24 protein-coding genes, 1 other RNA gene and 1 pseudogene are annotated in these 25,174 nt (G+C 56.6%); 16 read left to right on the forward strand and 10 right to left on the reverse strand.

Going from position 1 to position 25,174, the window contains the following annotated elements; translation table 11 throughout:
• Positions 1–116: 116 nt before the first annotated feature.
• Positions 117–497: an ATP-dependent Clp protease adapter ClpS gene (gene clpS / locus AD930_RS10445; protein WP_043551295.1), complete on the reverse strand. Its 381-nt coding sequence runs from the start codon at positions 495–497 to the stop codon at positions 117–119.
• 378 nt (positions 498–875) lie between these two features.
• On the opposite strand from clpS, the gene AD930_RS10450 reads away from it, so the two are divergent.
• From AD930_RS10450 to ggt, 3 genes are all read left to right on the forward strand, one after another.
• Entirely contained in the window at positions 876–1,955 is a 1,080-nt protein-coding gene (locus tag AD930_RS10450; RefSeq protein ID WP_081894335.1) for a D-alanyl-D-alanine carboxypeptidase family protein, read from the forward strand.
• Positions 1,956–2,067: 112 nt separating this feature from the next.
• The gene (map, locus tag AD930_RS10455; protein ID WP_061506174.1) at positions 2,068–2,868 is read left to right on the forward strand and encodes a type I methionyl aminopeptidase; all 801 of its coding nucleotides are present in this window, start codon (positions 2,068–2,070) and stop codon (positions 2,866–2,868) included.
• A 5-nt stretch (positions 2,869–2,873) separates the two neighbouring features.
• Complete coding sequence (gene ggt, locus AD930_RS10460; RefSeq protein WP_061506175.1) at positions 2,874–4,685, forward strand: gamma-glutamyltransferase; 1,812 nt, start codon at positions 2,874–2,876, stop codon at positions 4,683–4,685.
• A 71-nt stretch (positions 4,686–4,756) separates the two neighbouring features.
• On the opposite strand, the gene AD930_RS10465 is transcribed toward ggt, so the two are convergent.
• The gene (locus AD930_RS10465; RefSeq protein WP_043551300.1) at positions 4,757–5,806 is read right to left on the reverse strand and encodes a lysine-2,3-aminomutase-like protein; all 1,050 of its coding nucleotides are present in this window, start codon (positions 5,804–5,806) and stop codon (positions 4,757–4,759) included.
• A 20-nt stretch (positions 5,807–5,826) separates the two neighbouring features.
• Between AD930_RS10465 and epmA the strand changes: the two genes are divergently transcribed.
• The 3 genes from epmA to AD930_RS10480 all read left to right on the forward strand — a co-directional run bounded on the left by epmA (position 5,827) and on the right by AD930_RS10480 (position 8,353).
• Positions 5,827–6,864: an EF-P lysine aminoacylase EpmA gene (gene epmA, locus AD930_RS10470; protein ID WP_061506176.1), complete on the forward strand. Its 1,038-nt coding sequence runs from the start codon at positions 5,827–5,829 to the stop codon at positions 6,862–6,864.
• 96 nt (positions 6,865–6,960) lie between these two features.
• Positions 6,961–7,377: a hypothetical protein gene (locus AD930_RS18310; protein ID WP_061506205.1), complete on the forward strand. Its 417-nt coding sequence runs from the start codon at positions 6,961–6,963 to the stop codon at positions 7,375–7,377.
• Between the two features lie 49 nt (positions 7,378–7,426).
• Positions 7,427–8,353 carry a fasciclin domain-containing protein gene (locus AD930_RS10480; RefSeq protein WP_061506177.1) on the forward strand — a complete coding sequence of 309 codons (927 nt, stop codon included), beginning with the start codon at positions 7,427–7,429 and terminating at the stop codon, positions 8,351–8,353.
• A gap of 62 nt (positions 8,354–8,415) precedes the next feature.
• Here AD930_RS10480 and AD930_RS10485 read toward each other — a convergent pair whose 3' ends face one another.
• The 4 genes from AD930_RS10485 to AD930_RS10500 all read right to left on the reverse strand — a co-directional run bounded on the left by AD930_RS10485 (position 8,416) and on the right by AD930_RS10500 (position 11,028).
• Complete coding sequence (locus AD930_RS10485; RefSeq protein WP_061506178.1) at positions 8,416–8,859, reverse strand: DUF2501 domain-containing protein; 444 nt, start codon at positions 8,857–8,859, stop codon at positions 8,416–8,418.
• Between the two features lie 102 nt (positions 8,860–8,961).
• On the reverse strand, positions 8,962–9,579 hold the full coding sequence (locus AD930_RS10490; protein WP_231869399.1) for a thiamine phosphate synthase: 618 nt from the start codon (positions 9,577–9,579) through the stop codon (positions 8,962–8,964).
• 11 nt (positions 9,580–9,590) lie between these two features.
• On the reverse strand, positions 9,591–10,505 hold the full coding sequence (locus AD930_RS10495) for a class I fructose-bisphosphate aldolase (RefSeq protein WP_061490986.1): 915 nt from the start codon (positions 10,503–10,505) through the stop codon (positions 9,591–9,593).
• A 52-nt stretch (positions 10,506–10,557) separates the two neighbouring features.
• Positions 10,558–11,028: a hypothetical protein gene (locus AD930_RS10500; RefSeq protein ID WP_156476980.1), complete on the reverse strand. Its 471-nt coding sequence runs from the start codon at positions 11,026–11,028 to the stop codon at positions 10,558–10,560.
• An 87-nt stretch (positions 11,029–11,115) separates the two neighbouring features.
• Between AD930_RS10500 and AD930_RS10505 the strand changes: the two genes are divergently transcribed.
• The 5 genes and pseudogenes from AD930_RS10505 to AD930_RS10525 all read left to right on the forward strand — a co-directional run bounded on the left by AD930_RS10505 (position 11,116) and on the right by AD930_RS10525 (position 13,274).
• Positions 11,116–11,355, forward strand: a complete 240-nt coding sequence (locus tag AD930_RS10505; RefSeq protein WP_156102550.1) for a hypothetical protein — start codon at positions 11,116–11,118, stop codon at positions 11,353–11,355.
• A gap of 2 nt (positions 11,356–11,357) precedes the next feature.
• Positions 11,358–11,549, forward strand: a pseudogene (locus tag AD930_RS18315) (cell division protein ZapA); the annotation flags it as partial.
• A gap of 156 nt (positions 11,550–11,705) precedes the next feature.
• A non-coding RNA gene (ssrS, locus tag AD930_RS10515) (6S RNA) lies at positions 11,706–11,860 on the forward strand.
• Positions 11,847–12,434, forward strand: coding sequence for a 5-formyltetrahydrofolate cyclo-ligase (locus AD930_RS10520; protein ID WP_061506180.1), 588 nt, complete (start codon positions 11,847–11,849; stop codon positions 12,432–12,434). Before ssrS ends, AD930_RS10520 begins: the two co-directional genes overlap by 14 nt.
• Positions 12,435–12,458: 24 nt before the next feature.
• Positions 12,459–13,274 carry a TIGR00282 family metallophosphoesterase gene (locus AD930_RS10525; protein ID WP_043551313.1) on the forward strand — a complete coding sequence of 272 codons (816 nt, stop codon included), beginning with the start codon at positions 12,459–12,461 and terminating at the stop codon, positions 13,272–13,274.
• A 63-nt stretch (positions 13,275–13,337) separates the two neighbouring features.
• Here AD930_RS10525 and AD930_RS10530 read toward each other — a convergent pair whose 3' ends face one another.
• Positions 13,338–14,189, reverse strand: coding sequence for a TIGR01459 family HAD-type hydrolase (locus tag AD930_RS10530; protein WP_043551406.1), 852 nt, complete (start codon positions 14,187–14,189; stop codon positions 13,338–13,340).
• A 22-nt stretch (positions 14,190–14,211) separates the two neighbouring features.
• Positions 14,212–15,285 carry a quinone-dependent dihydroorotate dehydrogenase gene (locus AD930_RS10535; RefSeq protein WP_043551407.1) on the reverse strand — a complete coding sequence of 358 codons (1,074 nt, stop codon included), beginning with the start codon at positions 15,283–15,285 and terminating at the stop codon, positions 14,212–14,214.
• A 170-nt stretch (positions 15,286–15,455) separates the two neighbouring features.
• Here AD930_RS10535 and AD930_RS10540 point away from each other — a divergent pair, with 170 nt between their 5' ends.
• From AD930_RS10540 to AD930_RS10550, 3 genes are all read left to right on the forward strand, one after another.
• The gene (locus AD930_RS10540) at positions 15,456–16,097 is read left to right on the forward strand and encodes a hypothetical protein (RefSeq protein ID WP_061506181.1); all 642 of its coding nucleotides are present in this window, start codon (positions 15,456–15,458) and stop codon (positions 16,095–16,097) included.
• 211 nt (positions 16,098–16,308) lie between these two features.
• The gene (gene dinB, locus AD930_RS10545) at positions 16,309–17,394 is read left to right on the forward strand and encodes a DNA polymerase IV (RefSeq protein WP_061506182.1); all 1,086 of its coding nucleotides are present in this window, start codon (positions 16,309–16,311) and stop codon (positions 17,392–17,394) included.
• 261 nt (positions 17,395–17,655) lie between these two features.
• The gene (locus AD930_RS10550) at positions 17,656–19,176 is read left to right on the forward strand and encodes an amino acid permease (protein ID WP_061506183.1); all 1,521 of its coding nucleotides are present in this window, start codon (positions 17,656–17,658) and stop codon (positions 19,174–19,176) included.
• Positions 19,177–19,632: 456 nt separating this feature from the next.
• Here AD930_RS10550 and AD930_RS17435 read toward each other — a convergent pair whose 3' ends face one another.
• Together AD930_RS17435 and AD930_RS10560 are read right to left on the reverse strand one after the other, a co-directional pair.
• Positions 19,633–20,115, reverse strand: coding sequence for a hypothetical protein (locus tag AD930_RS17435; RefSeq protein WP_082781829.1), 483 nt, complete (start codon positions 20,113–20,115; stop codon positions 19,633–19,635).
• A gap of 277 nt (positions 20,116–20,392) precedes the next feature.
• Entirely contained in the window at positions 20,393–22,228 is a 1,836-nt protein-coding gene (locus AD930_RS10560) for an HAD-IIIC family phosphatase (protein WP_061506184.1), read from the reverse strand.
• Positions 22,229–23,195: 967 nt separating this feature from the next.
• Here AD930_RS10560 and AD930_RS10565 point away from each other — a divergent pair.
• Complete coding sequence (locus AD930_RS10565; protein ID WP_231558244.1) at positions 23,196–24,371, forward strand: CgeB family protein; 1,176 nt, start codon at positions 23,196–23,198, stop codon at positions 24,369–24,371.
• Positions 24,368–25,144 carry a glycosyltransferase family 2 protein gene (locus AD930_RS10570; RefSeq protein ID WP_061506185.1) on the forward strand — a complete coding sequence of 259 codons (777 nt, stop codon included), beginning with the start codon at positions 24,368–24,370 and terminating at the stop codon, positions 25,142–25,144. The genes AD930_RS10565 and AD930_RS10570 overlap by 4 nt, the downstream gene beginning before the upstream one ends.
• The last annotated feature ends 30 nt before the right edge of the window (positions 25,145–25,174 follow it).

A 25,174-nucleotide genomic window follows, 5' to 3' on the forward strand; every position in this document is an offset into this window, starting at 1 on the left:
GTGGCTTCACCGCCACCCTGTCCGGAACCTTCACATCATATTTGGCTGCTTTGCGAGGAATTGCGAGTCACAACTGCACAAAAAATGGAGCGAGTGGTTTTTCTTTTGCTCCGCACTCAGTCCTTTTCAAGCGTACATTGCAGCGGATGCTGGTTCTGGCGGGCCAGATCCATCACCTGCGTGACCTTGGTTTCGGCCACCTCATACGTAAAGACACCGCACACGCCCACGCCGCGTTTGTGCACGCTGAGCATGATGGTTGTGGCTTCATCCCGAGTCTTCTGAAAAAACCGCTCAAGCACATGCACGACAAATTCCATTGGCGTGTAATCATCATTGAGCATCAGAACTTTGTACATGGCGGGTTTGCGCGTTTTGGGACGTGCCCGCACCACCACACCAACGTCGTTCTGATCATCACCCGAATCGGCCCCTCCGGCATCACGCCGTGACGGCCCGTTGCCCGCATGCAGGACTGAAAAATGACGCGATACCATCGGGCTAGAACTCCGGGTCCGGTTTCTGACAGAAAAAATCATGAGACATCATATTGGTATTCACCTGAGGGATGGAAGAGGCTTAGGGCCTGAGAAACGTTCCAAAATCAAGACAATACTGGGGAAAATGCCTTATTTGTGCCACATGCGCGGCTGACATTTTCCACAGAACATCACCGCGCCAGAGTCCGGGGTCTCCAGATTTCTTATAGACGCGGTCTTACTATCTGAATTACCACACTTAAATATCCTGAAGAAAAAACCAGGTAGGATCGCGCAGTGCCAGATATTCACGCAGCAGGAGACGGAACAGGCCGCCGCAAACAGGCTGGAACCCCACACAAACGCCGCTCCAGCCTGCGCAAATGGGCAGGCCTGATGGCTGGCGTCGCACTGGGCAGCTTTGTGACGCAGCGTGCCGCTCACGCACAGTATGCCGGGCAGCTCAGCTCCATCGTCATGGACGCCAGAACGGGCGCTGTCCTTTCTCAGGAAGATCCGGACCTGCGCCGCTATCCTGCCAGCCTGACAAAACTGATGACGCTGTATATGGCGTTCTCCGCCCTGCGCGCCGGCAGCATTACGCTGGGTCAGTCTGTGCCTGTGTCCATTCACGCTTCTACTATGGAACCCTCCAAGCTCGGTCTGGTTCCCGGCTCTCACCTGACCGTGGAGCAGGCCATGCTGGCTCTGGTGACCAAATCCGCCAATGATGCCGCCTGCGCTCTGGGTGAACTTCTGGGTGGCGGCAGTGAGCCTCAGTTTGCCGCGATGATGACGCAGCAGGCCCGCGCACTGGGCATGAGCAACACCACCTTCCGCAACGCCTCCGGCCTGCCGGACCCGGACCAGCTGACCACCGCGCGTGATCTGGCTGTTCTGGCCCGCCATATTGTGACGGACTTCCCGGAAGATTATCATTACTTCTCCGTCGCGGCTTTCCGCTTCCATGGGCGGATGATCCCCAACCACAACCCGATGCTGAAAGCCTATGTGGGCGCTGACGGCATGAAGACCGGGTACACGCAGGAAGCAGGTCGTAACCTCGTGACCTCAGCTCTCCGTAATGATGTGCGGCTGGTGGGCGTGGTGATGGGTGCTTCTTCCAACACCCAGCGCACGCTGGCCATGGCGGATCAGCTTGACCGTGGGTTTGACGCCGAGGGCGTGGCACCGGTGGCCCGTCCGCTGGTTCTGGCCCGCAACACTGTTCCCTCCCACCGCACACGCGGTGGCCGTGTGATCATGCTGGCGGCAGCATCCTCACGCCATGCGCCCATGGAAGTGGCGGAAGCCCCGGCAGCCCGCCACACCACCGTGCGCCATGGCCGCCGCTATGTGCTGGCAACCCCGGTTGCCAACGGGCACCATATCCGCCTGATCGGGGCAAAAGTGCGCCCCGCGACCGCCACAACACATCGGGCGCGTGCTGGCCATACCTCACGTAATCATACCTGATTTTTTCTTTAATACCCGCTTCCTTCCCGGAAGCGGGTTGCCTTTGCTGCGCCCTGACTCCATTTTGCACCTCTCTTTAAAACGAGAGCTGTATAAATAAGGGAGTCTCAGTATGGCGGGCAGAAACGGTATTGTTCTGCATAACGAACAGGATTTTGTGGGCCTGCGCGCCGCGGGCCGCCTTGCGGCCGCCACGCTGGACATGATTACCTCTTACGTCAAACCGGGCGTTACCACCGGGGAACTTGACCGCATTATTCATGAATACACGCTGGATCACGGCGCTATTCCGGCCCCGCTGAACTATCGCGGGTTCCCCAAATCCTGCTGCATTTCCATCAATCACGTGGTTTGCCACGGCATTCCGGGTGACAAAGCCCTGCAGGAAGGCGACATCGTCAATATTGATGTCACCTCCATTGTTGATGGCTGGTACGGTGATAACAGCCGGATGTATACCGTCGGCAAAGTGCCGCTGAAGGCCTCCAAGCTGATCAAAACCACCTATGACTGCCTGATGCGCGGCATTGAAGTGGTGCGCCCCGGTGCAACGCTGGGTGACATTGGCCACGCCATTCAGACGCTGGCTGAAAAAAACCGGTATTCCATTGTGGAAGATTTCTGCGGGCACGGCATTGGCCGCACCTTCCACGCAGAACCCACGGTGCTGCATTACGGCAAACCCGGTGAAGGCATGAAGCTGAAAGCCGGAATGGTCTTTACCATTGAGCCGATGCTCAATATCGGCAAAGCTGACGTGAAAATTCTGGATGATGGCTGGACGGCTGTCACGCGTGACCGGTCTTTGTCTGCTCAGTTTGAGCACATGCTGGGCGTGACAGAAACCGGCTACGAGATCTTCACCCTCTCTCCCGCTGGCTACACCTGCCCGCCCTACCCGACTGAAAGCTGAGCCTCATGCCTGTTCTGCCTGACCGCACCCTGTCTGCCCTGCGTTCTGCCGCACTGGTTCTGCTGGCCTGCGGTGCAGGCAGTCTGCCCACTCAGTCGTTCGCAGCGGCCCCACAGGCTGCTGACGCGCCAGACCCGCTGGCCTACGGCACCAGTCAACCGGAAGGCCTGCCGCCACTTGCCCCCACACCGGGGCAACATGGCATGGCCGTCTCCGCCCAGAAGCTCGCCTCGCAGGTCGGCGCGCGCATTCTGGCGCAAGGCGGCAACGCCGCTGATGCCGCAGTCGCCATGGGCTACGCTCTGGCTGTTGTCTATCCGGCTGCTGGTAATATTGGCGGCGGTGGCTTCATGCTGCTGCGCGAGCCGGGCAAACAGGCCGTGTTTATCGACTTCCGGGAAAAAGCGCCCGCAGCCGCCCGCGCCGATATGTATCTGGATGCCAAAGGCAATGTGATCCCGGATCTCTCCGTCACCGGCTGGAAGGCCGTTGCCGTGCCCGGCACCGTAGCTGGCCTTGATAGCGTTCACCAAAGATGGGGACACCTCTCTCGCAAAGCCGTCATGGCCCCGGCCATTGCGCTGGCGCGGGATGGTTTTGTGCTGGAAGAAGGGGATGTTGCCCTTCTCAACACCTCAACGGACGCCTTCCGGGCTGATCCGTTTGCACGCTCCATTTTCCTGCGGCCCGATGGCTCGCCCCTGCAGGTTGGGGATCGTCTGGTGCAGAAAGACCTTGCTCGCTCTTTAGAGCAGGTGGAACAGCACGGTCCGGATGCCTTCTACAAAGGCCCGATCATGCAGGCCATTGTGGCAGAATCCAACAAGAATGGCGGTCTGCTGCAGGCCTCGGATTTTGCCCATTACGCACCGCGTGAGCTGACCCCGCTGCGCTGCCAGTATCGTGGCTTTCAGGTTGAAACCGCACCGCCTCCCAGCGGTGGCGGCATCGCTCTGTGTGAAATTCTGGATATCCTGTCCGGCTATGACATGCACGCGCTTGGCCTGCACACCGCCCCCGCTCTGCACTATGAAATTGAAGCCATGCGCCACGCCTATTCCGACCGGCGTGACCTTGGTGACCCGGCCTTTGTGCAAAACCCGGAACACCACCTGCTGGACCCGGCCTATGCGGCAGAGGTGCGCTCCCATATCCCGACAGACATCGCTGTCCCCTCCAGCACGCTGCAAGCGGGTGACAGCACGCCAGAAAAGCATGAGACCACCCAGTTCTCCGTGATTGATAAGAACGGTTTTGCCATTTCCACCACCTACACGCTGAACGGCTGGTTTGGCGCCAAGGTGATGGGCGGCAACACCGGCATCTTCATGAATGACGAAATGGATGACTTTTCTGCCAAACCCGGCTCCGCCAATATGTTTGGCATTGTTGGCAGCGCAGCCAACGCCATTGCGCCGGGCAAGACGCCGCTTTCTTCCATGTCCCCCACCATTCTCTCACGTGATGGCAAGCCGGTGATGGTCATTGGCAGCCCCGGCGGCTCCCGTATTCCGACCATTGTCCTCTCTGTTGTGATGGGCGTGGTGGATTACGGGCTGGATATCCAGCAGGCTATTGACCTGCCGCGCCTGCACCAGCAGTGGCTGCCGGAAGCTGTGGAAGTGGAAAGTGGGGCGGTCTCTCCGGACGTTGAAAAAACGCTGGAACACGAAGGCTACCAGTTCTCACCCCATGCGCCGTGGGGCATGCCGGAAGGCATTCTGGTCGGTGGCCCGCGTCTGGGTGAAAAAGGCACCGCTCGCTATTATGGTGGGTATGACCGCAGACACCCCGGCGGCGGCGCAGTAGGCGAGTAATCTTCTCAAAAGCCTGAAAAGCGGCGTTCCTACCCGGAGCGCCGTTTTTTTATCCCGCTCAATCAGCAGTCTTATAACCGTTGCAGGGTATGCGGCCGCCCCTCCGGGTCCCGCACCTGTAACGCGCCCTCCACATACTCCGGGCCAAGCGGCACCTTGCCGTAACCACCGGGAATATCCAGCACATAGGTGGGCCACGCCAGCCCCGTGACGCGCCCGCGGAGTCCCGCCAGCAGCCGCTGGCCTTCCGCCACCGGCACATGGAAACGCGCCGTGCCGGGAGCCGGGTCGAGCTGATGCAGATAGTAGGGCCGCATCCGCACTTCCACCATGCTGCGGAACAGGTCTTCCAAAGCCTGTTCGCTATCATTCACGCCACGCAGCAACACGGACTGGCCCAGCAACGGCACACCCCGGCGCACAAGGCGCTTCAGGCAGGCCCGCGCCGCCTCTGACATTTCCCGCGCATGGTTGATGTGGACCGCCATCCACAGCGCTTTATCGGTTTCCAGCACGTCCAGCAGCGCATCCGTCACCCGTTCGGGTGCAGCGACCGGCACCCGTGTATGCAGGCGAATAGTGGTGACATGCGGCATGGCAGAGAGGGCCGTGATGATCTGCCCCAGCCGGCGCGGGGACAGCATCAGCGGGTCACCGCCCGTCAAAATCACTTCCCGAATGGCAGGGTGGGACCGCAGCCAGTCGAGCGCCTTTTCCAGCGCGGCATCATCCAGCACGCCGCCATCTGGGCCAACATGCTCGCGCCGGAAACAGAAGCGGCAATAAAGCGGGCACACCAGCAGGGGCTTGAGCAGGGCGCGGTCTGCGTAGCGATGCACAATGCCCGGCACGGGAGAAAGCGCCTCATCCCCAATCGGGTCCGAGCGTTCCTCCGGCGTGACCAGCAGTTCCTCCGGCGAGGGAATAACCTGCACACCAATCGGGTCATCCGGTTGTTCAATCAGGTCCAGAAACGCGGGCGGAATGGCGGTGGCATAGTCCTGCGCCACGGCGTCCAACGCATCCTTTTGCTCAGGCGGGACCAGACCCGCGGCAATCAGATCCTCTGGGGTGCGCAAAAGCCTGCGGGCGGACGGAGGGGGCTTGACCGGATGAGACATGTCACGGCTCTACTCTCACCATGTCCTCTCCTGCAATCCCACAGACCCATTCCACACACGCTGACCCGGACCATATTCGGGATCGCCTGCCCTTCCTGCGCCGTCGCGGGCTGATGACGCGTGGCATCCGCGCCTTTCTGGAAGCACGCGGCCATATGGAAGTGGAAACGCCTTATGCCGTGCCCGTTCCGGGGGAAGAAGTGCATCTGCACCCTTTCCACACCGTGCGGGAAACACCGCAGGGGGAGCAGGACACTCTGTTCCTGCACACAAGCCCGGAATTTGCGATGAAGAGGATTGTCGCCGCCACGGGCCTGCCGGTGTTTCAGTTTGCGCGAGTCTGGCGCAATGGCGAACAGAGTGCCCTGCACGCACCGGAATTTACCATGCTGGAATGGTATCACCCCGGCATCGGGCTGGACGGGCTGATGGATGAGACCGAAGCGCTGATTCGGGCTGTGCTGCCACCCCGGCTGGAGCATACCGGCCCCGGACTGGACCAGACGCTGGATATCCAGTGCCCTTTTGAACGGCTGACCATGGAAGAGGCCTTCCTCCGTCACGCAGGGGTGGATCTGCTGCCCACGGAAGGCGACGCTGCAGCGCTGGCACAGACCGCAGGCTGCACCCTCCGTGCTGGAGAAAACTGGGAAGATCTGTTTTTCCGGCTCCTGCTGGAACGGGTGGAACCCGCCATAGGCCGCAGTCGACCCACCTTTCTCACACACTGGCCCGCCAGTCAGGCCGCCCTTGCCCGGCGTGACCCTATGGACCCGCGCGTGGCGCTGCGGTTTGAGCTGTATGCCGCAGGGATGGAACTGGCCAATGCGTTTGAGGAACTGACAGACGCTGAGGAACAGCGCCGCCGCTTTCACGCCGACCGCACAGCCCGCAAAGCGCTCTACCCCACCCGGCCAGACTGGCCGGTGGATGAAAGCCTGCTGGACGCCCTGCCCCATATGCCCCCCTGTTCCGGGATTGCACTGGGGTTTGACAGGCTGGTCATGTTAAGCTGTGGGGCACGGCGCATACAGGATGTCTTGTGGCTGAGCCGTTAGTCTGCAAGATTTAGCGTATGTGTTTGTTACCCCGCCCCCGGCACTCTGCGCGCATGGTACCGGGGTGGCATGTTTCACCCTGTCTGGATCCTCGTCATGACGCATAGAAAACTTCTTCTTCTGGTGAGCATGCTCTCTCTGGCTGCCTGCCAGGTTCCCACCGCCAAAGAACGCCGCCAACTGGATTCCATGATTGGCAAACAGGCTATTGATGTGGTGCGGACCTACGGGGTTCCCACCCGTGAGTTTGTTTCCGGCAACCATACATTCCTCTCCTACATCAACCAGCAGACTGACTATTCCATGATGCCCATGAGCGGCTGGGGTTACGGCGGCTGGGGCGGTGGCTGGGGTGGCGGCTATGGCGGTTGGGGTGGTGGCTGGGGCGGCCCCGGATGGGGCGGTGGCGGCTGGGGTGGCACAGGCACGGCCTATACCTACACCTGCCAGACCAATTTTGAGCTGGTAAACGGAGTTGTCTCCGCCTGGACAATGCGGGGAGACGGATGCTGACCATGCCCGGCGCAGTCTGCCACACGACTCCACTTGGACTTTTCAGGGCATGATTTTTTGGGAGACGCCCATGTGGCATCGCTGCGCACAGGCACGCATACCGTCAAAACCGACTCTTCTGGCCCCTGCCCTCCTTGCCCTGACATCTCTGGCCGGGTGCCAGAGTCAGGCGCGGCAGGATCCGTACGTTACGCCCACCTCCACCTGTTCCTATATGCTCCCCACCGTCTCCGGTGCGCGGACCTATGCGCCGGGCAAGACGGCGGCTGAAAACCAGAAGGGTATTCCAGACAGCGCCCTTGCGTATGCAGACCCGGAAAGCCCGGCCTTTTGTGACCGCCCGCTCTCCGACACGCTGCCTTCCGCCATTGAGATGGCTGATTATGTGCATGGCCTGAACACCACCGGGCTGTTCAGCACCCTGCAGCAAAGCGGGCCCTATACCGTGTTTGGTATCCCGAACGCAGTGCTGGAGACTTATCAGACTCCGGCAGGCAGTAAGCTGACGGCCCCGGAAAACGCCGCCCTTCTGCGCGACATTCTGGCTTATTCCATTGTGAAGGGCGAATGGTCGGTCGATCAGCTGCGCGTTGCCGCTCAGGCCTCTCCCACTCATTCTGTCGGCCTGCCGACGCTGAGCGGCCGCATTCTGTCTGCATGGATTGATCAGCCAACCGGCCAGATTATTCTGGGCAATGGCGCAGGCATGACCTCCCGCCTGTGGGTTACGGGCATCCCGCAGTCCAACGGCAGGCTGTATTTTACGCAGTCTCTGCTGCTGCCGCCTGCTAACGATCCGCCTCTGGCCGTCGCCAAACGCGTTACCCAGGCTGTACGGGCGGACACGCCCAAAGGTATTCCGGCCCCTGTTGCGGTCACGCCTGTTGTGCCCCAGCCCATCCCCGGCCATCGGGCCACCGAAGGGGCCAATACTCTGGCCACCCCGCCGGTCCTGCAAAACAGCGCCACGCGCTAAGCACAAAAAAAGCCTGCCGGTTGAAAAACCGGCAGGCTTTTTAAATGCGTAAACTCAGCGGATTACAGCAGAGACTGAGCCTTGCTCAGCACCGTGTTACACAGCTTGGTCTTCAGCTGGCCTTTGAGGTTGGCCAGAGAGAACATCTGGTTATCACCCGTCTGCAGCAGACCCTGCTGACCAGCGCTATAACCGCTGGAAGAGGTGACACCCTGCTGCTGGGTCAGGTTGTTCAGCACAGACCCTGCGGAGGTTGCACTCGCACCGGAAAGCACGTTGTTCTGCACGCAGTAGCCCAGAATACCCGTCAGGTTGCTGGTGCTGGCGGAAGACAGGCTGGGGAGCATGTTCCCCACCATGCCAGCGGCACCACTTTTAGCGCTGCTGGTGGCGGCGGAAAGAGCGTTCTGCCCAATGCTGCCAAAGCTCTGCGCCTGTGCGGCAGAGCCTGCACCTGTCAGGCCAGCAACGGCAACCAGCGCCAGAAGAGTTTTCTTGTTCATCATGGGACTACCCTTTTCGAAACGTCCTCAGCCTGTATGCGGCCATAAAAGCCGGTCTTCAAGCCGAAGATCAGGGTGCAGACATGGCAGAGGGACATGGCTGAACTATGGCCAGAGGGACGGGTTTTCCCAGAACGCAGGACCGGGCTGGATGAAGTCCGCGCCCACCTCTTCAAAAGCCGCAATCTGAGCAGGCTCTTCCACTTCCACCACCGCAGGCAGTTCCATCACCAGACACCACCAGCGCACGAGGTCTGTCAGGCTTTCCGGGGCTTCACCTTCCGCCGGCACCACCGGAATGGCGGTAGAAAAGCTGATATAATCAGCCCCGGCCTCACCGGCCCGCATTGCGGCATCACGGCTTCCGCCTACAGACACGCCAAGTTGCAGATCATCCCCAATCTGTTTCCGCACATCCTTGACGGAGGCCTCGGCAAATCCGGTGGACAGATGCACGCCATCACACCCGGTGCGGGCGGCAAGAGCCGGTCTGTCTTCCAGCATCAGGGCAATGTCCTGCGCGTGAACCACAGACTGAATGGTCTGAATGTGTTTGATCAGCTCCGCATCTGGCGCATCGGCCAGCCGGAGCAGAACGGCAGCGGGGGGATGCTGCTGCATTCCCCGCGCCAGATCTGGCAGAAAAGCCTCGACATCCCGCAGAACGGGGGTTGCGAGATAGACATCATACGCCGTCATCCCGGCCCCCTGTCCTGTCGTCACGTCCAGCTGTTTCAGCTTTTGAAGATGGTGATGATCTGGTTGAGCAGATCGAGAGCTTCCGCTTTCGGACGCTGGAAGACGTTACGGCCGATGATGGAGCCGAAGCCACCACCTTCCTGAATGCCCTTAATCGTCGTCAGCAGGTTGTCCGTCCCGGCTTTTTCACCACCGGAGAAGATCACGATGCGGCGACCGGCAAAGGTGGACTGCACCACGTGGCGGATACGGGCCGGCAGCGTGGAGATATCAATGTTGTTCTGCTCATAAGCAGGCTTGTTGGCAGGCAGAGCAACCAGATCCGTCGGCGGCTTCACTTTGATGATGTGGGCGCCACACAGAGCGGCCATATGGGCTGCATAGGCACAGACGTCCACAGCGGTTTCAGCCGGTTTATCCAGCAGCGGGCCACGCGGGTAGCTCCACAGGATAACAGCCAGACCAGCGGCTTTGGCTTCAGCTGCCAGCTCACGGAATTCTTCCATCTGGTCGAAGCAGTATTCAGACCCCGGATAGATGGTAAAGCCAATACCCGCACAGCCCAGACGCAGCGCATCGGCTACGGTGCCGGTCACGGCCTGATCTTTTTCCGTAGCAAGGCTGTTGGAGCTGTTGCATTTGAGGATCAGCGGGATTTCAGCCGCATATTTTGCTGCACCACATTCCAGCATGCCCAGCGGTGCTGCATAGCCGCTCAGCCCTGCTTCAATCGCCAGTTCAAAATGATAGTGGGGGTCATACGCTGCCGGGTTCGCCGCAAAGGAACGGGCCGGGCCATGCTCAAAGCCCTGATCCACCGGCAGAATGACCAGCTTACCCGTGCCACCAAGTTTACCTGCATTCAGGAAACGGGCGAGATTTGTTTTTGTACCGGGATTATCGCTCTCGTACTGATCAAGAATAGCCTTAACCTGGGGGGTAAGCGTCATTGGGAAATCCTTCCTCTTGGCTTTCATCCGGGCCTGTATTTCCCGGAACCATTCACTGGCAATAACTGCGCATGAAATACGCGGCAAGATGCGTTTTTGCAGATAGCGGACCCGTAAGGTCAAATGATGGCGGACGAACCGAAAAAAGGTGCCCGCTACATGTTTGGTACAGAACGCGAACGGCGGCCATACGTTCGGAATCGGTCTGCAAAATGACATTTTTCTGACCAAGCGTGCATGCCATGACCGCATGCCCCACGCTGCTGCCGCAATCCAGAACATGAAAATACTGGCAGCCGCTTTCCTGCTCCAGCTGGCGGATAAGCGCCTGCCACCACGGCACGCCCATAAATCCTGCCGCACCGGGAGCAGAAAGGAACCCGAAGGGGACTCTTGATGTTTGCTGCGTCAGCACCCCTGCACTCTGCGCGGCATGACACACTGCCATACCGCTGGCGTAATCATGAAGTGTAAAGAAGCCGTAGGGCAGAAAAGAAGGCGATAAAATTGGATTGTTTTCCATGACCATGCTTGACGCCGCCGCGTTTGCGGGTGATTCCTTTTGAGAGAAGGGTAGACAAGAATGCAAGATCAGGGTCCCGGACCATCTTTGACAGAATTACACGACCCTGCCGCCTCCGGGCTGGCAGAAACACCCTCACCTGCAGAAATTGATCCGATTGACCGGCTGAACCGCGCCTTGCAGCGTATCTCCTTCGCTCTTGATAAAAGCCGTCAGGCAGAACAGCGCAAGAGCGTGGATACGCAGGAACTCGTTGCCAATGTTGATGTGCTGATCAGCCGCGTGCGCGACGCTCTGGCCCACGCGGACCGACCGGAAGATAAATAACCATGGCGCTTGTTTCAATTCGCATTAATGGCCACAGCTATTCCGTCGGGTGTGAAAACGGCGAGGAACGGCACGTTCAGGCCATGGCCCAGCAGGTTGAACGCCGCGTGCAGCGCGTGCGGGACCTCGGCTTTACCGGGGAAAGCCGCGTGCTCGTGCTGGCCGCCCTGTTCATGGCTGATGAAATTCAGGACCTCTCCAGCCAGCATGTGCCGGAAAGCACAACACAGGCTGTGGAAGAGGCGGAACGCCTGCGCACAGAGCAAATGCTGATGAACAGTCGCCTGACTGACATGGCAGAACATGCGGAAGCTATTGCAGCCAGCCTTGAGGACGCCTACATAGAAGAGGCGGAGCTGCCCGGTGCGTCAGGCGAGTCATTCCCTGGGCCGATAAGCACTTCCTAGGGAGCTGGCTCTGTTGTGGCCCTGGTCACATTATCCGGCGCCCACCTGTACAAGCAGGTCCTGGAGGTTGAAAGACCAACGGCCATGGCGGCTTCGCACTCATCTTTTTTGATTTCAGACCCTCCGGCTGTTGCCGAGGCCAAGCAGGCTCAACGGACACGCTGCCTCACTGTTCTGAAAGCCCGCGACGCAGGCGTGGACACCACCCTCTGCGCACGTCTGGCGGAAACCCTGCTGGCTACAGAGTGCCTGCGCATTGCCTGTGTCTGGCCCCTGCCGCATGAAATTGACCTCCGCCCCCTCTGCCATCAGCTCAGCACTGCCGGACGCAACGTGCTGCTGCCGGATACACCCCCACGCGGGCAACCGCTGACCTTCCGGCTCTGGACACCCCAAACCTCCATGCTGCGCGGGCGCTTTGGCACACAGGTGCCCGAAGGCCCGATTCTGACACCAGACCTTGTGCTGGTCCCCCTGCTGGGGTTTGACCGCACGGGCAACCGGCTGGGATATGGTGGCGGCTATTATGATCGCACACTGGCATCCCTGCCCACTGTGCGCAGCGTTGGCTACGCGCTGGCCGCGCAGGAAGTGGACCAGCTTCCCACAGGACCGTATGACCAACCCCTCTCCTGTCTGGTAACAGAGCGGGAGACCCTGCATTTTGACTGACTGCAAACGAGGAAAGACGACGGCGTGAGAATTCTTTTTCTGGGTGATATTGTTGGCCGGTGTGGCCGTGAGGCCGTTTTGTCCCGCCTGCCAACATTACGGAAAACGCTCGCGCTGGATCTGGTGGTGGTGAACGCTGAAAATGCTAGCCACGGGTTTGGCCTCTCCCCCGCCATCGCTACGGACCTGTTTGAAGGCGGCGTGGATGTCATCACGCTGGGGAACCATAGCTGGGACCGGCGTGACATGATTGGCCATATTGGCACCGCCCCGCGCATTATCCGCCCCATCAATTTCCCGCCCGGCACACCGGGGAACGGCAGCGTGCAGGTTGAACTGGCGGATGGACGCAAGGCGCTCGTAGTTAACGCCATGGGTCGCCTGTTTATGGACCCGCTGGATGATCCCTTCCGCTGCATGAATGAACTGCTGAGCCGCCACCGTCTGGGTGTGACCACACAGGCCATCGTCGTGGATATCCATGCGGAAGCCACCAGTGAAAAATGGGCCTTTGGCAATGTGCTGGATGGCCGGGTCTCTCTGGTGGTGGGCACGCACACCCATACCCCCACGGCAGACCACCGGATTCTGCCTGCCGGAACCGCTTTCCAGACGGATGCGGGCATGTGCGGGGATTATGACAGTGTGATCGGCATGACCAAGGAACCGGCCATGGCCCGCTTCATCCGCAAAATGCCGGGCGAACGCCTGCAACCGGCGGAGGGTGATGCCACCATGTGCGGCATTATGGTGGAAACGGATGACGCCACGGGGCTGGCCCGCCGGATCGCCCCCATTCGGCAGGGTGGCCATCTGGCCCAGACTCTGCCGGATTTCTAAGGGATTTTAGTCAGGCCGTCTGGCGAGAAAACCCCGCCAGACGCTTTAAACACCCTCTAAGCGTTACCAGACCAGACGCGGCAGAGACGCAACCGGGCGCAGGCCCGCAGCTTCGGCCTCTTCGACGGCAAGCTCAGCATTGTCGCCAATCATCTCCTGATGAATGCCGCCCAGAATCCACGCGCCAGCAATCCCGGCAACGGCGGCCCCACGCATATCGGTGGCCAAGGCATCCCCAATCGCCAGAATGCGATCCTGCGGCACATTCAGCATGGAAAATACGGGGGCATAAATGTCCTTGTACGGTTTACCAACCCACCGCACATTGCCGCCTTCCTGCTCATAAAATGATGCCAGCACGCCTGCACAGATCATCCGGCGGCCACCTTTGACCACAACCATATCCGGGTTAGCGCATAGCATCGGCAGCCCACGTTCCAGCCCAGCGCGTAGTTCCGGCAGATATGGATCTACCGAGTCCGCCCCGCGTTCCGCATCCGGCCCGGTATTGAGGATAAACTGCGCCTCTGCCGGGTCTGTCACCCGGTCCAGATCCAGCCCGTCATACAGGCCCAGATCATGCGTGCCGCCCACATGCAGCACCCGTCGCCCCAGCCGGGCAAACCACGGATCATCCCGCTCCCGCAGCAGACGACGCACTTCTTCCCCGCTGGTCATCACACCATCATGCAGGTCCCGGCTGATGCCAAACCCTTCAAGCTGGCGGCAGACGACTTCTGCCGGACGCGGGGCGTTGGAAAGCATGACCACGCGCTTGCCTGCCACCCGCAAGGCTTCCAGACAGGCAACGGCACCGGGATAAGGCTGCACGCCGTCATGCACCGTGCCCCACAGGTCAATAATATAGCCGTCATACTGGTCTGCCAGAGCAGACAGGCCCGTCAGAGTTTGCATCTCAGCCTGTGTTTTCGTCATCTTACAGATCTGCCCCCCGGATATCGGCCAGCGTTTCCACGCCATCCGCGCGCATACGGTCCAGCATTTCCTGCTTCAGGCGGGCGAGAATGGCGGGGCCTTCATAAGAAAACGCCGCATAGAACTGCACGAGATCCGCACCCAGGCGAATACGGTCCAGCACATCCGCGCCGGATTCAATGCCACCGCAGGAAATCAGTGCCATCCGGCCAGCAGAAGCCTCTGCCACCAGACGCAGCATTTCCGTCGCCCGCGTGCGCAGCGGACGGCCAGAAAGACCACCGCTTTCCGTTTTGTTCGGGCTAAGCAGCGTGGCAGGCCGCGCCAGCGTCGTGTTGGTAACAATCAGCCCCTGCGCACCGCCGGCAATGGCAGCTTCCACAATCGGGCCAACCGCATCATTTTCCAGATCCGGAGCTAGTTTAACGAGCAACGGCGGGCGTTCCGGGTGGCGCTCTGCAATGGCGTCCAGAATGCTGCGCAGACGTGCCGAATCCTGCAGGCCGCGCAGGCCCGGCGTGTTGGGGGAAGACACGTTCAGCACAATATAATTCACATACGGCTTAACCCGCGCCACCAGTGCGGGATAATCCCGCTCCGGGTCCGCACCCGTCTTGTTAATGCCGAGGTTTGCGCCAATCGGCACCCCTGCCCCGGCACCCCGCCCGGACGGCAGCGGACGATGCAGGCGCGCCAGCCGGACAGCAAACCGATCAATCCCCTGATTATTAAAGCCCATGCGGTTGATAACGGCGCGGTCTTCCGTCAGGCGGAACAGGCGCGGCTTGGGGTTACCTGCCTGCGGGCGCGGCGTGACCGTCCCCGCCTCCACAAACCCGAACCCCAGTTTGGCCAGCGGACGAATCACACGGGCATTTTTATCAAACCCGGCGGCAATCCCCAGCGGGTTTGAAAAGCGCATCCCCATGGTGCGCGTGGCCAGTGCAGGGTCATCCTTCGGGCGATTAACCGGGACGGACACACCCATTTGCAGGGCATCCAGCGCCAGCTCGTGCGCGGTTTCAGGGTCCATCTTACGAAGGAGCGGAAGGGAGAGAGATGCAAGCAGAGACATGCTTCTGTACTGCCCCAAGCCGCCAGACAAGAAAAGGGAAAAAACCCACCCTGTTTGCGGCGGGAGGCAGCCCCCTGCATTTTTTATCTTGCAAATGAGAATTGTTCTCATTTAAATCAAAACACCACCGCAAAAGAGGACCGAAGGGCTGCCCCCTTCAGGATGATGCCATGACACGCTCACCGGTTTACCTGACAGACCTTGCCTGCAGCGAACGGCTGACTATCTGGACCATTCGCCGCCTGGCCGGCACTGCCTCCTGCTGCCCCCATGCCCGCAACACCACGCCCACCAGTCTGTTCCTGCCATGCTTTAGGCAGGATTTTCTGGCCGTGGCGCATGCGTTTCATGAAACACTGGCCCAGATGGCCGCGCTGGAACTGCCCTCGCTGGACATCCGCTCCGGCAGCGCACTCGCCATCACCCCCACGGAATACAGTCTGCTGCTGGCCACGGAAGCCGCACAGAACGAGCAGGACACCACCGTCCATGCGCTGCTCAAACCGCTGATGTCCTTCCCCAACCTGCTGGGACGCCTGACCAATGCCATCACCACACTGGGGGCCTGTCTGGCCGGGGCCGGATACTGGCTCTCTCACCACACGGGCTGGCCCGGTCCGGTTTCTGCATCCGTTGGTCCGGTGCAACCTGATAGCAAACCTGTTGCCTCAGCGCGTAAACTCCCCACAACAGCCGCAGTCCTTTCCCTGACCCGCTGGCACGATTTTGATATTAGCTCCACGCCCGTCAGCTGGCCGCAGGCGCTAAGGCGCACCTCTGCTGCCTCGGAAGCGATTGCTCTGCCGCACTAAATCTCGCCCCGGCAGAGCGTGCCACTGGACTAACCGGGACACCCACCGGCTTACACACAGCCTTTCGGAGGGAGCGCCTGTTTTTACGGAGCTCCCTCGAACCGATTTCTTCTACCCCATGCCGGACGCAGCGTTTTGCTGTGGTCCGGCTCCCGCTTTTTTCACGCACCCCTTATCCTGCAGTTCAGCAGACCATGCTATTCTGTGTGGAATGATGAAGCCTGTACGCCGGATTATTCACATCGACATGGACGCCTTTTATGCGTCCGTCGAACAACGGGACGCGCCAGAACTGCGCGGGCGGCCTGTAGCCGTCGGGCGGAGTCAGGAACGCGGCGTGGTCGCCGCCGCAAGTTATGAGGCCCGAAAATTTGGCGTGCGCTCGGCCATGCCCTCCGTAGTTGCGCAACGGAAATGCCCGGAACTGATTTTCGTGCCGCCGCGCTTTGAGGTCTATCGGGCGGTCTCAGCCCAGATCCATGCGGTTTTTGCGCGCTATACGCCTCTTATTCAGCCACTCTCGCTGGACGAGGCCTATCTGGATGTCACAGACCCACTTCTGCCGCGCCCTTCCGCCACCGCCATTGCGCAGGAAATTCGGGCCGCCATCCATGCAGAAACCGGTCTGACCGCATCGGCTGGCGTGTCCTACAACAAATTTCTGGCCAAGCTGGCGTCCGACTATCGCAAACCCAATGGTCAGTTTGTCATCCCGCCCGGTGCGGGAGAGGCTTTTGTAGCAGACCTACCCGTCAGCAGTTTTCACGGAATTGGTCCCGCTACAGCAGCCCGCATGAACGCTCTGGGCATTTATACCGGTGCCGATCTGCGAACGCAGACGCTGGACATTCTTGTCCGCCATTTTGGCAAAGCCGCCACGTTTTACTACGGCATTGCCCGCGGGGAAGACCCGCGCCCCGTGGAACCGCACCGCCCCCGCAAATCTATTGGTAAAGAAACGACCTATGAGCGGGATCTGCGCCGCGATGACGAACTCTACCCTGCCCTAACCACTCTGGCGCAAAGCGTCTGGCACGCCTGCTCAAAGCGGCACACCTCCGGACGCACTGTCACACTAAAGCTGCGCTACGTGAACTTCCAGCAACTCACCCGCAGTCATTCCTTTACAGACCCAATCCCCTCGGCCACAGCACTGGAAGAGACGGCGCATTTCCTGCTGCGCCCGCTCCTGCCGCTCTCCCGGCCCGTGCGTCTGCTTGGCACCACCGTCTCATCGCTCACATCCACAGAAGAGTCGCCTGCTACGGAACAACTCTCTCTTCTCTCTCACCTTTAAGTGAAACATTGTAATAACAAAAAGATAACTCTTTTCGTATTTAGGATATTTGAGCCTTTTTACCCAAAATTTTCGCAACAGAGAAAAAAGAAGGCTTCTCTAGAAATTTCCTAAAAAACTGCTCAAGAGATTTGTCATTCTTCATGCACACTCTGGAATGATTTGCTCCTGAGAAGCCCTACACAAACGTCCTTCTCATTTTGCGTCCTGTTTAACAAAAGCCTATGAAACAAATTATTTCGTACCTGCAAGGATGCCTGAATGTCGCCTGACACCACCTCCCGGCCCGACACGCCACCCCCCTCTTCTCTGACGCCCGAAGGCTATCATCGCGGACTTGGTCGGCGACAAATTCAGATGATCTCCATTGGCGGAGCCATCGGGACCGGCCTGTTTCTTGGCGCAGGCTCGCGCTTGCAGCAGGTCGGTCCTTCTCTGGCGCTTGTCTATCTGGTGTGCGGTATCTTCGCCTTCCTGATGCTGCGCGCCCTTGGGGAACTGGTTATGCACCGCCCCACCAGTGGCAGCTTTGTTTCCTACGCGCAGGAATTTCTTGGCCCGAAGGCCTCGTTTGTCGCGGGTGCCATGGCGTTCTTCAACTGGGCCATGACCGGCATTCTCGATATCACCGCCGTAGCCCTCTACATGCATTTCTGGGGCACATTTGCCGCTGTACCCCAATGGGTTTTTGCCCTGATCGCCCTCATCCTCATCGCCGGCATGAACATGATCGGCGTGCGCTGGTTTGGGGAGATGGAATTCTGGTTTTCACTCATTAAAGTCGTCGCCCTCGGCCTGTTTCTCATTATTGGCGTCGCGATCCTCGGCCTGCGCGTGCCTGTTGGCGGGGAAACCACCGGCCTGCATCTCATCACCCAAAATGGGGGCCTATTTCCACATGGTGTGATACCCGCGCTTGTGCTTGTGCAAGGCGTCGTGTTTGCCTATGCCGCCATTGAGCTGATCGGCACAGCCGCCGGTGAGTGCGAAGATGTGCCCGACATTCTGCCCAAAGCCATCAATGCCGTCATCTGGCGGATTGGTCTGTTTTATGTGGGTACCGTCACTTTGCTGGTCCTGCTACTGCCCTGGCAGGCCTACCAGACTGGCGTCAGCCCGTTTGTCACGTTTTTCACCCGGTTGGGCGTGCCGGGCATTGATACCGTCATGAATATTGTGGTGCTGACAGCCGCTCTCTCCAGCCTGAATTCCGGCCTCTATTCTACAGGTCGTGTTCTACGGGCTCTGGCACTTGACGGCTCTGCCCCCAAGTTTCTGACCTATATGAATTCCCGCTCAGTACCCTCCGCCGCCATTCTCCTGACGGTGTCCATTTATCTGGTCGGCGTCGTGCTAAACTATTTTCTGCCCACCCAGATTTTTGAGATTGTGCTGAATCTGGCGTCCCTCGGCGTTCTGAGCACATGGAGCTTCATCGTTCTCTGCCAGATCCGCCTCCGCAAAGCGATCAACCAAGGCGAGTTGCCCGCTACCACCTTCCCCATGCCATGGGCCCCCATCAGCGCATGGCTTACACTGGCCTTTTTTGCCGGTGTCGTCGTCCTCATGGCGTTTGACTACCACAATGGCACATGGACCATCTGCTGCATCCCCATTCTGGCTGTTTTGCTCACCATTGGATGGAAAGTCTTCCGTCGCACGCCCGAGCCCGATTTATCTCTCGGACCGTCAACGATACCATCCATTCTTTTGACGGACGATGTTCTCGAAAACAGTTCTCACGCCCAACCGCGCGACACCTCGCGTTCGCACAAGCCATAAATATCTAGTACGGAAAGACCGGAGGGGCCACCTTCCCTCCGGTCGGCCTGCATGCATTGCGACTACGAGTGCGAGATGTCTTTCAGGCGCGCTCACAACAGCTGATTTTATGGGCCATCACCAGTTACGAAATCCGAAAAGGCTTCCTCAGGAAAGGACAGCCGGACGTTTCCGGACAGAGCTGATATTTTTTGGAATTTTAGCTAAACCAAAAATGATTTTTAGCTATAAATTTGGCAGCGGACTAGGACAATACTGACCGTGCCCGACGACGTGACCGTCAGAAGAAACAAGCTGATTGTAGCCGCTCTGATATAGAATTGGTCATATAGATTTGGAGGAGTTACCGGTGTCTCTGCCTATTTTTGCAAGACAATAACACCGGCACTCTTCTCTCTCTTCAGATTGCGTTCAACGGCCTGTTCGGGTCACTGGCGGCAATAAGCAGAGTGCGTCTCAGCGCAGAGGGCGCTTTTCCTGAAAACCAAAGCAGATGTAGTGAATAAACGGTCCACGCTCAAAGTCGACCACATCCGGGTTGGCTCTCAGATAAGCCTGACTATCAAACAAAGCATTGGGGCTACGTCCTTCCTGAGACCCATGATTCAGGAAATGTTCCAGCGGATCGATCCCGGCTTCCCGCACGTCGGGATACACATCCAGATACCAGCCCCCATCAAAATAAATGACAGACTGAAATTCCTGATTTTCCTGCATGGACGGCTCTACTCCGCTAATTTCATTCTGCAAAGGCACTGTATCCTGTGCTGTGCCCAGCTGCATCTCTTCTGTTTTCGGTGCTTCCGCAATAGGGTCCGGAGTAGACACCACAGATTTTCTGGAGGCTCTCGGCCGACGTGCGACCTTCAGATCCTTTACCAATTTCGGTTTTGTTACCTTGGCCGCCTTGGTTTGGACCTTGTTAGTACGCACACTCATATGCCAACTCACACCGTTAATATATTTGCATTTTTATTAATGATTTTTCTCAGATATTGTCCAGTCAAAATAGATTAAAGCGCGCTTAATTTTCATAACCAGGCATAAAAAAATCATCATGTGCGCGCTAGCGATCACTCATTCAGCGATAGACCACACTCTTTCCAATAAAAAACAGAAACTCGTATTCTACAGTTTTCTTGATATCCTGTACTTAAAAAAAATGCCGCATTGAAATGCGGCATTTAGAAAATAAAGCTCCAAGAACCTTTCTATATTATAAAGCCTTAATATGAGACGCTGCTTTAGGATTCTTTCCTTCATCCAGAATATAATAATGGATGCCTTCAGAAACCCAGTCTTCCCGGAAACCCGCCCGCAGATACACATCCCGGCATGGAGTATTATCCGGCAATTCATGCACAGACGCTGTCACACGCACATTGCCGTGGGCCTTCCGCACAAGTGCCACAGCCTCTGCAACAACAAACTCCTCAACTTCCATCCCCAGCACGCGGCAGCTCATAATATACTGAACAATTTCAGATTTTTTAAGGAACAAGACCCCTACCAATCCATAGTCCGTAAACTTGTCCTGCACCGTAAAGGCCAGAAGCTGGCCGCCTTCCTTCAGGAAATCTGCAACCTCCTTAAAGGCCCACCGCTTACCTGACGTATTGAACTGATTGGTTTTGTTCGTCAGTTCCAGCGCCCGTGCAAATTCGGGTTGGGCGGTATCCGTAATATATTTAAAAGCAACCCGACACTCCAGAGACGCCAGAAACTCCTCCCGGCTCATAGCCGACCGGGTTTCTTCCCGTACAATCTGGCCACGGATCATATCTTCCCGCCGCTCAGATTCTGCCGTCAGTTGTGCAATTTGCGTCTCGGCAGACCACAACAGAATACGCCGCGTCAGATACGGATTGCCGCCCATCACCCGCAGGTCCGGGAACGCCGAAGCAACTGCTGCACGCTCCACAGGGTTATCATCAACAAAAACCACACTCTTGGGCTTAATGTTGAATTCCTTGCAGATCGCCGCAATGTTCTCGGCTTTGGGCTGCCAGTTAATCTTCAGGGACGCAAAGTCCTCCAGAGAGACAAACTTGGGATTAACCACATCATCCCACCTCTGCTTCACAGTCTCGTAGTCATTTTTTGAGCAAATCGCGACCAGAATACCGCGCGCCCGCAGGTAATGAATGGCCTCCCAAACACCCAGTGGCCAGCCATCCGTACGCGGCCAGGGCTGCACATCCGGGCGATAGTGCTCAGCAAGCTGCCCACGCCACAGCGTATTATCCAGATCAAAGATCACGGCCTTGACCTGATCCACCTGATTGACTGTGCGATAAGACGTCACAATCTGGCGGTAAGCGGCATCCAGAAACTCATCCCGCTTGATGGGATAAACCGTTTCCAGCGGCGGAATAGGTTCATTGCGGGCAATGGCCCCGAAATCATCCCAGTCCTGGAACGTCACCCCGCCGTGGGAATAGAAATAGACGACGTCATCCAGAACATAGCGCTTACCAATAGCACTGGCGACAGAATCCACATCCAGCACATAGGCGTTTTTATAGGTTTCAACCCGCTCGTTCAGATAATCATTCAGGTGGTGAACGATCGTCACCAGATCACGACTACCGCCCTTACCCCGCAGGCTGGAAGCACTGCTCATTTGGGGGACAATGAAATTCGATACAAAGGTCAGAAGGCCATGTGATTCATTATAGACCATGGCAGCGGAGAGCATGACATCGAGAAGATTTTTCGCATCTTCAAGAATTTTCTCTGCAAAGCCCGGCTCATTGAAGTGAAACCCCTCAATAACCCGATCGCTCAACAAGGTTCGCAAAGGGATCTGAACATATTGCAGATCATAACTCTCAACCGGCGCGGGCGGCTTGAATGGAAGAACACTGACGAAATTATACGGAATATAATCAAATGCGATTTCAGGCTGGCGAATCTTGAACTGCTCAAAATACAAAGCCGTCAGACAGGAACCGACCAGCAAAATCCGGTTAATCTTTTTTTCTGTTCGCTCCAGATCGGAAGGAAACAGAAACTCTGCGGCAGACATACCCTGCTCTTTTTGTTGCACCATAATCACCCTGTTCCTGTTACGCTCTGATATCTCAACACATTTGTGCAGTGTTTCCTCACCCATTGGACGCGCTGACGCGCTTCCGGTTCACTGCCACATTGCATTAAGAAGGTTTACACTATTTTTCAAAGTAGAGGCAGTAGCAGGAAAGAGAAAATCGGACACGTTGCCCCTTAAAAAGAGACAAGCGTTTTTCTTTTTGCATACTCCAATATCCCTCTGGCAATATTACTCTTTCCAGTCACAGTTCATCATTACACTCTAACTAAAATCTTTACTCAATATTTACCTTCATAACATTTCGATATCGATTTATTTTTCGAAAATCGTAGTGTTATCGAAAAAATTTATAAAAATTTCCATGAAATCTAATATCTAAAAATATTTATCTTTGATCCCTTACTTGTTTTTATTTTTTAGTAATTATTTCCATTCCACAGCACATTCTTAGCTCTAACTTATTTATTTTTTGAATATATATATCCTCATATTTGTAACATAATGCCAAGAAGTTGGCCGTTCTCATGTCTTATTTTTTGCGGTATAGTGATGCGACTTCAAAAGTTAAATGTCGGTACAAACGGGAAATGTGATGGTCGCCTTAACAGCATGGAATAAAAAAGATATAAAAACGATTGTCGATTCAGAGAAATTTGATCTTGATTTTTATCTTGTCGAAAATCCTGATGTGAAACAGTCGGGCCTTGACCCTATTGTCCATTACGTTCTTTACGGCTGGCAGGAAAACAGAAACCCAAACGAAAATTTCAATACTGAAATCTACTACAATCTTTACAAAAACGTCATTGGCCAAGACGAAAACCCGTTTGCACATTACATACGCAATAATGAAAATCTTTATTTCTTTGAAAAAGGCTTACTTCAGGAATATAGTTACGATTCCATCAGTAACGCTCTCAACAGACTGAAAAAATATCCTTTTTTCAGCTCTGATGACTACCTTCGCATGAACGCAGATATTTCTTCTGCCAAAATGTCACCGGCCCGCCACGCCCTGCTTTACGGGATTGGTGAAGGACGAGAGATTTTTTCTAAACGGTCGATTGTCAGCTTTCTTGGGAAAGAATGTAAACACGACATCGATTATAAAATCTCTAAAAAAGACACCAGCAAAGCTCTGCCCAAGACCGTTGGCGTTTTCTACCATTCCGAAGGCAATTCCTTCATCAAGGAACTGGCTGAATGCCTTGATGAGTATCTCAGAAACAGCGGGCTGAATTCCCGTGTCATGACTGAAGATACACCGGAAGAAGACGCTCCCGAACTGTGCATCTTCTGTGCGCCTCATGAATTTTTCTTCCTTTCCGGCAATGAAAACTGGAAAAAAGACGAAATCATCAAGCGGTCTATCATGTTCAATACAGAACAGCCGCAAACTCTGTGGTTCACCCGTGGGATCATCTACATCATGATGTCCGCCGGCGTGATGGACCTGTGTTACCAGAACCTGAAATCCTTCTCCGATGTTGGGTTGAACGTCTTCCACTTTGATCCGCCGGTAAAAATTGAAGCCTGCGAACTCTCAGCGGCTGACAAGAAACACCCGCTGTTCCGTGTGCTGCCTGAGCCTGCGCAGAAGGCCTCTTCCCCGTTCACGCCTATCAATGAGCGGAGCATTGACGTTAGCTTCTTCGGGAACGCGTCCCGCAAGCGAGAAAAATTCTTCTCCAAAGCCGCAGCGTTTCTCGCCGATTATCAGAACTTCCTGTACTATCGGAAAGCTGATGGTCCCATCCCGAGCTCCGGTCTGTACGATATTCTCTCCCGTATGCCGCGCTACGTTTCCGAGAATTCAAAAATTTCTCTTAATGTGCATCGTGACGACAACTGCTTCTTTGAGTGGCATCGTATTGTCAAACAAGGCATGGCATCCGGCTCCATCATCGTGACAGAAGAATGCTTCCCGCATCCTCTTTACAAGAGCGGTGAGCATTATCTGACCGAAACACCGCGCCACATGCCCAATCTGATTGAATGGCTGATCCGTACGGAAGATGGTCAGAAGGAAGCCGCCAGAATCCAGAAGAATATTTTCGAGGTTCTGCAGAACGAAGACATCTTCAATTCTAAAAATCTGGATCTGAAAAACTATATTTCTTCCGTGTGGAGCAACCTGAAATGAGCGTCCTGAAGCCGTGGGCCCCTGCTGGCAACATTGAGTTTTCTTTCAAGAAAAAGAGCAGAAAACCCAAAGACCTGATTACAGTTTGTGTCACCAACTTCAACTATGCCAAGGTTATCTGTGAGTGTCTGGACTCTATTGTTGACCAGACGCACGAGAATATTGACCTTGTGGTGGTAGATGATCTGTCTGAACGCGATGATTCAATCGAAGTCATCACCGAATGGATGGAAGAAAACCAGCAGCGCTTCTACCGGGCTACGCTGATCCAAAACAAGCGCAATCAGGGACCGTCTTTCTCCCGTAACGTCGCGTTTGAAAATGCCCTGGGCGAGGCTGTCTTCATCATGGATGCAGACAATACGATCTACCCCAAAGCGCTGGAAAAAACTTATACGGCGCTCATCAAGGGTCGCTTCCCGGCGGTTTATACCCAGATTGAAGAATTTGGTGACCGCAAGGGTATTGGCCACGCCGATATCTGGGATGCCACCCGGATGAAGAAAAACAACTACGTGGACGTGATGGCCCTCATCCGTAAGGATGCGTGGGAACGCGTTGGCGGGTTCTGCCACATTGAAGAAGGCTGGGAAGATTATGATTTCTGGCTGAAATTCATTGATTGCGACCTCAGCCCCGGCTACCTGCCGGAAATTCTGTGCCGCTATCGGGTTCACAACACATCCCGTACGGCAACCGAAGCGCTGTCTGCTCATTATGACCTTGAACTGGTGATGGAATTCCGTCACCCCTCACCGCAACCAGAAAACTGACTTTTTAACGCCTAAGTGAAACAGGGCCCT

The organism is Acetobacter malorum (assembly GCF_001580615.1).
In the GTDB taxonomy this organism is placed as follows: Bacteria; Pseudomonadota; Alphaproteobacteria; order Acetobacterales; family Acetobacteraceae; genus Acetobacter; species Acetobacter malorum.

Coding starts and splice junctions, on each gene's coding strand:
- AD930_RS10565 (WP_231558244.1), top strand. CDS start 23,196: ATGAACGCAGATATTTCTTCTGCCAAAATGTCACCGGCCCGCCACGCC.
- AD930_RS10465 (WP_043551300.1), bottom strand. CDS start 5,806: ATGTCTCATCCGGTCAAGCCCCCTCCGTCCGCCCGCAGGCTTTTGCGC.
- AD930_RS10530 (WP_043551406.1), bottom strand. CDS start 14,189: ATGCAAACTCTGACGGGCCTGTCTGCTCTGGCAGACCAGTATGACGGC.
- AD930_RS10520 (WP_061506180.1), top strand. CDS start 11,847: ATGGCGGCTTCGCACTCATCTTTTTTGATTTCAGACCCTCCGGCTGTT.
- AD930_RS10535 (WP_043551407.1), bottom strand. CDS start 15,285: ATGTCTCTGCTTGCATCTCTCTCCCTTCCGCTCCTTCGTAAGATGGAC.
- clpS (WP_043551295.1), bottom strand. CDS start 497: ATGGTATCGCGTCATTTTTCAGTCCTGCATGCGGGCAACGGGCCGTCA.
- AD930_RS10500 (WP_156476980.1), bottom strand. CDS start 11,028: ATGGAAAACAATCCAATTTTATCGCCTTCTTTTCTGCCCTACGGCTTC.
- epmA (WP_061506176.1), top strand. CDS start 5,827: ATGTCCTCTCCTGCAATCCCACAGACCCATTCCACACACGCTGACCCG.
- AD930_RS10480 (WP_061506177.1), top strand. CDS start 7,427: ATGATTTTTTGGGAGACGCCCATGTGGCATCGCTGCGCACAGGCACGC.
- AD930_RS10485 (WP_061506178.1), bottom strand. CDS start 8,859: ATGATGAACAAGAAAACTCTTCTGGCGCTGGTTGCCGTTGCTGGCCTG.
- AD930_RS10540 (WP_061506181.1), top strand. CDS start 15,456: ATGACACGCTCACCGGTTTACCTGACAGACCTTGCCTGCAGCGAACGG.
- AD930_RS18310 (WP_061506205.1), top strand. CDS start 6,961: ATGACGCATAGAAAACTTCTTCTTCTGGTGAGCATGCTCTCTCTGGCT.
- dinB (WP_061506182.1), top strand. CDS start 16,309: ATGATGAAGCCTGTACGCCGGATTATTCACATCGACATGGACGCCTTT.
- map (WP_061506174.1), top strand. CDS start 2,068: ATGGCGGGCAGAAACGGTATTGTTCTGCATAACGAACAGGATTTTGTG.
- AD930_RS10450 (WP_081894335.1), top strand. CDS start 876: ATGGCTGGCGTCGCACTGGGCAGCTTTGTGACGCAGCGTGCCGCTCAC.
- AD930_RS10550 (WP_061506183.1), top strand. CDS start 17,656: ATGTCGCCTGACACCACCTCCCGGCCCGACACGCCACCCCCCTCTTCT.
- AD930_RS17435 (WP_082781829.1), bottom strand. CDS start 20,115: ATGAGTGTGCGTACTAACAAGGTCCAAACCAAGGCGGCCAAGGTAACA.
- AD930_RS10570 (WP_061506185.1), top strand. CDS start 24,368: ATGAGCGTCCTGAAGCCGTGGGCCCCTGCTGGCAACATTGAGTTTTCT.
- ggt (WP_061506175.1), top strand. CDS start 2,874: ATGCCTGTTCTGCCTGACCGCACCCTGTCTGCCCTGCGTTCTGCCGCA.
- AD930_RS10560 (WP_061506184.1), bottom strand. CDS start 22,228: ATGGTGCAACAAAAAGAGCAGGGTATGTCTGCCGCAGAGTTTCTGTTT.
- AD930_RS10495 (WP_061490986.1), bottom strand. CDS start 10,505: ATGACGCTTACCCCCCAGGTTAAGGCTATTCTTGATCAGTACGAGAGC.